Annotated in this window: 7 protein-coding genes; 4 read left to right on the top strand and 3 right to left on the bottom strand. The window is 57.9% G+C overall.

Annotated elements, in window-relative coordinates; genetic code table 11:
- A partial coding sequence (locus ACREAY_RS09800; protein WP_431755591.1) for a calcium-binding protein occupies positions 1-475 on the bottom strand: 475 nt, incomplete at its 3' end.
- A 208-nt stretch (positions 476-683) separates the two neighbouring features.
- On the opposite strand from ACREAY_RS09800, the gene ACREAY_RS09795 reads away from it, so the two are divergent.
- Positions 684-1,289: a hypothetical protein gene (locus ACREAY_RS09795; protein WP_431755590.1), complete on the top strand. Its 606-nt coding sequence runs from the start codon at positions 684-686 to the stop codon at positions 1,287-1,289.
- Between the two features lie 16 nt (positions 1,290-1,305).
- Here the strand turns inward: ACREAY_RS09795 and ACREAY_RS09790 are convergent, their stop codons facing one another.
- Positions 1,306-1,590: a hypothetical protein gene (locus tag ACREAY_RS09790; protein WP_431755589.1), complete on the bottom strand. Its 285-nt coding sequence runs from the start codon at positions 1,588-1,590 to the stop codon at positions 1,306-1,308.
- Positions 1,591-1,693: 103 nt separating this feature from the next.
- Between ACREAY_RS09790 and ACREAY_RS09785 the strand changes: the two genes are divergently transcribed.
- Positions 1,694-2,716 carry a calcium-binding protein gene (locus tag ACREAY_RS09785; RefSeq protein ID WP_431755588.1) on the top strand — a complete coding sequence of 341 codons (1,023 nt, stop codon included), beginning with the start codon at positions 1,694-1,696 and terminating at the stop codon, positions 2,714-2,716.
- Positions 2,717-2,842: 126 nt separating this feature from the next.
- Here ACREAY_RS09785 and ACREAY_RS09780 read toward each other — a convergent pair whose 3' ends face one another.
- Positions 2,843-3,526 carry a hypothetical protein gene (locus ACREAY_RS09780; protein WP_431755587.1) on the bottom strand — a complete coding sequence of 228 codons (684 nt, stop codon included), beginning with the start codon at positions 3,524-3,526 and terminating at the stop codon, positions 2,843-2,845.
- A 114-nt stretch (positions 3,527-3,640) separates the two neighbouring features.
- Here ACREAY_RS09780 and ACREAY_RS09775 point away from each other — a divergent pair, with 114 nt between their 5' ends.
- Together ACREAY_RS09775 and ACREAY_RS09770 are read left to right on the top strand one after the other, a co-directional pair.
- Positions 3,641-4,045 carry a hypothetical protein gene (locus ACREAY_RS09775; protein WP_431755586.1) on the top strand — a complete coding sequence of 135 codons (405 nt, stop codon included), beginning with the start codon at positions 3,641-3,643 and terminating at the stop codon, positions 4,043-4,045.
- A 95-nt stretch (positions 4,046-4,140) separates the two neighbouring features.
- A partial coding sequence (locus ACREAY_RS09770) for a hypothetical protein (RefSeq protein ID WP_431755585.1) occupies positions 4,141-4,902 on the top strand: 762 nt, incomplete at its 3' end.

The raw sequence follows: 4,902 nt of genomic DNA, 5'->3' as shown, positions 1-4,902 counted from the left end.
CTTCGTGGCCGTACAGCCTGTCATCGCCGTCGTCGCCAATCACGTGGTCGTCTCCTTCCCCGCCCCAGACGAGGTCCTCGCCCTCGTTTCCATAAAGCCTGTCATCGCCGCCATCGCCGTGAACGGTATCATCGCCGGCATCGCCTGCCATCATGTCCTCGCCATCATTGCCCCAGATGGCATCGTCGCCTGCACCGCCGAATCCAACGTCCGCGCCGGCATCGCCTCCCACCTTGTCGTCCCCCTCGTGACCATGCATTTCGTCATCCCCCTCCCCGCCCCAGATGCTGTCGTTGCCCTCGCCGCCCTTTAAGCAGTCGCCGCCGGAGGTGCCGTCTATCACCTGAGCGTATGACGGCAGCGGCCTGCCGCAGAACAGGTCGCCGCCTTGCGCCATTGCAAAATTCTGCATGTTGCCTGAAAGCATGCCGGCCACAGAAGCCAGTACGAGCGCGAAAACAATGCCTTTAGCCATTTTCTGTTAGCCGTTCTCTGTCTATAAATGATGTCTCTAATCTGAAACTAGTACATTTTTACATAGATTAGGGTCACGTCTGCAATGATTTACACGCGACGGCGTCCTGAAACCCGAACGTAAAGCCGGGTCGATAAGGGCTTGTATGCAGCCGGATACTACTCACATATTATTTATATAGAATAATCTACTATAAGCAATGACCTTTATGGGAAAAAGATATCTCGTAATTCCCCTCATCGCCTCGCTGGCAGTTATGCTCCTTGCCGGCACGATGGTAATGGTGCAGGCAGACTCGCCAAAGCGCGACGCAAAAAAGGACACCTCCGTAGCAGGCCTGAAAGACTTTGACCTAAAGAGATATGGCTTTAAAAAGAACGGCGACGCCTATGTCGCGGTATACGGCCAGGCCGGCCAGACGCTGCCGGTTGGAGAACATACGGCATACGCCTACGTAATACACACTAACAACGGCATCTACGCCTCTGACTCACACGAGGCACAGCACGCAGACAACGAGGAAGTCGCAAACAAGTCGTGGCACGGCCACAAGATCGAGTTTAACGACCAGGGCTGCATAGACGAGATCGGCGCATTCAAGAGCGAGGCAGTCATCAAGAACCACCGCGTGATAATAAAGGAAACAGGCGCCACCCAGATATTCAAGGCGCAGACTGTGGAACTTGAAATATTGGTCGACGATCCTGACAACCCGCCGGCAGGGGCAACATGCATAGTCAAGGTAAAGCAGGTGTTTGACGAAGCGGTGCTGTCGCTCGACAACATCGAAGACGACAACGCAAGGGAGGATTAGTCCTCCTCTTCTCTTTTTATGATTTTTTAGGCATTTCCTTGCAGATGTGGTAGCCTCTCCCGAGCCGCTCGCTGCACCTGGGGCAGAGCCTTGGCGCCGGCGCGCGGGTTCGGTTTTCTGGCAGTTGCAGGTTTCCCCTCATCGCCTCGTCCTTTTGCTTGAAAAGCGCGTTCAGCTCGGCCTGCAGCCTGGGCACGTCCCTCTTGGCCTTTTTGTTGTGCATCCTGAGCCGGACCTGGTCTATCTTGTGGTTTAGGTCCCGTATCTTTTTCTTCTTGACGTGGCGGATTGGGTTTGCCAACGGCGAATGATATTGGTTCCCAGGCTGGCAATATAACCATTCCACGCTGTGACTGCCTGGATAACACACACAGGCTTAATAGACGATTTCTGGCAAGCCGCGCATGGCAAACCCCTTGCTGCTACTGGCCCTGGCCGCAGTATTGTCAACACTTTCGATGGCAGGCACTATGAATCTCGCTTTTGCATCGGACGCGCCCACGTTTTGCGGCTTGCCCGCGGAAGCGTTTGCAAGCGCGGTCCTTGGGACCGAGGGCGACGACATCCTGGTTGGGACCGGCGGCGCGGACCTGATACGCGGCTTTGGCGGCAACGACCAGCTGCTTGGCAACGGCGGGGACGACTGCCTGGTCGGCGGCAATGGCGACGACGAGATCATTGGCAACGAAGGGGACGACAAGATGTACGGCATGGGAGGGAATGACAGGATGTACGGCGGCCCTGGAAACGACAGGATGTTTGCCGACGCCGGCGCCGACGAGGTGTACGGCCACGAAGGCAACGACGACGCCTGGGGCGGCGAAGGAGACGACATCCTCTATGGCGGCCCGGATGTAGACAAGCTTGTAGGCGACGCTGGCGACGACTCCCTCTATGGCCACGAAGGCGACGATGCCATCTGGGGCAACGCCGGCGACGACCTGCTCTACGGTGGACCGGGCATAGACAAGATGATTGGGGATGCCGGCGCGGACGAGCTGTACGGCCATGAAGACGACGACAACTTGTGGGGAGGGGAAGGCGACGACGTCATGTTTGGCGGCCCCGGCAGCGACAGGGTGATAGGGGACGCGGGGCCTGATGAGCTGTACGGCAACGAAGGAGACGACAACATGTGGGGCGGCGACGGCAACGACGCCGTCGACGGTGGGCCTGGCAGCGACCGCTTGGTCGGGGATTCCGGCGACGACTTTATGAACGGCAACGACGGCGATGATGTCGTCCTTGGCGAGGCCGGGGCAGACACGCTTGCCGGAGGCGCCGGCAACGACAAGCTGTACGGCAACGACGACGATGACATCCTGTACGACGAAGTCGGCGACGACGTCCTCAATGGAGGCGCCGGGACAGACAGCTGCTCAGACCTGATGGGCGTCAACAAGGCAGTCGACTGCGAAGGCCCCTAGCGGCCCGGCCTCTTTAGCCTGAACCGCCTGAGCAGGAACCTGACTGCGAAGGCCCCTACCGCTGTTGCAGCCCAGACCTACGGAAGAGCCTTCCCCGGTCTTTACGCGTTGATATCTGCGCCTGCCCTATGTCCCGTCCCTCATGAGCCGCGTCCTGCTGAGCACCGCGACCAGCCCTATCACCGCCGCAACCGCCCCGATGGCAGCCATCGGGAATTCCGGTATCGCTGGCGCCTCTATCGTGTTTTCAATGGCCAGCGTGTCGACCGAGCCGTCAAACGCGCCGACGTTTTCGTCGTAACCCCCTTCCGAGTCTGAGGTGTATGCCACCATGTAGAACCTCTCCTCTGTCTGGAACGAATACATCTTGCTCTTGTAGGTGTCGCCGTCAACGGTGCACGCGGTCTCCATCATTATTCCTTCCATGCCGTTTATGGTCACCGGCTCCGGCTCGGAAGGATCGCACTGCGCCTTCGTGCCTTCAGGTACGTTGGGCGTCTGGGCGGACTCGGGCACGGTGTTTTCATCCATGCTGGTCTTTTCTATTATCGACACGAACATGACGTTGGCCTGGCCGCCGCTGCCCGTCAAGTCGTCCGGCGACGCCATAACCGAAGTCGAGCCGTTTATCGCCGGGACGGCAAACCCTGCCCACCCGTCCGGCAGCGTTATCTCGAGCCCCGCGTCGTCGTTCACGTATTTGCCGCTTATCTCCTCCATAGAAGGCATCACTGGAGGGTTCTGGGCGCCTGCCATGGCCGGTGCAACGAGAGCCGCTGCGACCAGCGCGATGTAGAATAGCCTCTTCATGTTCCAAGTAAAGGCCGCAAATATTTAACGACAAAGATCGCCCTTTCCGGGATCTGGTTCTATCGCGCAGCCGCATGCAAATATCTAATATAACGTCCAATGCCAACGACATCCGTGCCATACAAGGACTTTGACGACGGCCACCGGACCGGCCTTGACGACGCGATGTCCCACGCCCGGCAGATGTTCGAGCAGGGCCTGCAGCTTGAAGCCATACTGCTTGCCCACGAATACCTCGAGCAGAGGCTCAACGCGCTGCACAAGCACGACACGATACACCGCAAGTTCAAACAGATGATAGACATCCTCAGGTCGCAGGGCATGCTTGAGGAGCAGGATTACCATACGATGAACGAGTTCAACAGGCTGCGCAACGTCAACTCGAACCAGATCCTTGACACGGCGCTGACGCTGCGGGGGGCCAAAAAGGGCGACATGATAAAGGCGATGAACCTTGCCTACGAATGCGACCAGGCGATCTCGAGAATAAAGCCGAGAAAAAAGGCGCACAAAAAATGACTAAAAGCTAGGTCGCATTCCTATAGAACGTGATACCATAATCTTAATCCCAAATGGCATCAGGCACGCAATGATAGAGAACATTTTCATGTATAATGCCAAAAAACTGGGCGCAAATAGGAATCGCGCTGATATATCGCTCCTGGGATAGATGGGATACGGAAACAACGACAAAGGTAGCGATAGTCATAGTGGCCGGCGCGGCCGTGGCCATGGTCGCGCTGATGTACAACGCCACCGTCATGGGGGCGCTGGGCATGACAGGTGAGGACAGGCCTATATTGCAGTTAAAGAAGGGCGGCGTCCTGCACGCCGGCTTTGAAGACCGGGACATCTCTGGCATCGACGGCATGAGGCAGGCGTACCCTTCGTGGTTCTTTGACGGCTCGGCACGGGTAAGGGGCGGCGACTACCAGCTGAGCCAGGTGCAGGGCAGGGGTCTGTTCGTGGGGGTTAGCGACCCGGATCCAACAGACGACGTGTGGTCCGGCATGTTTGCCATGACGCCAAACGACCGCGCTTCCCTGCACCACGTGATCATAACCGTGCCCCTGGTGCCAGAGATAACCCAGCGGCCGAGCAACTACATGAACCTCGGCATGTATGTGCAGACTGATACCATTACTGACAGGATAAACTATGTCGCCTGCACGGTCGACATCCGGCCCGACTCGCTGATACTGAGGGCCGAGTCGGGCCTGGGCAACGGCACGGTGGTGACGAGCAGGACCGTGCACTGGGAAAAGGCGGTAAAGCTCGACCAGCGCGTCATGGAATGCACCCTTGTCACCAACGGCGACAACTATTTCCGGGCCATAGTAAACGGCGAAAACGTGTTCGAGTCAGAGGCCCTCGAC

The sequence above is a fragment of the Nitrososphaera sp. genome, from assembly GCF_050748925.1.
In the GTDB taxonomy this organism is placed as follows: domain Archaea; phylum Thermoproteota; class Nitrososphaeria; order Nitrososphaerales; family Nitrososphaeraceae; genus Nitrososphaera.
The sequence above is the reverse complement of the archived record's forward strand: the minus strand, read 5'-3'. Positions and strand labels throughout refer to the sequence as shown.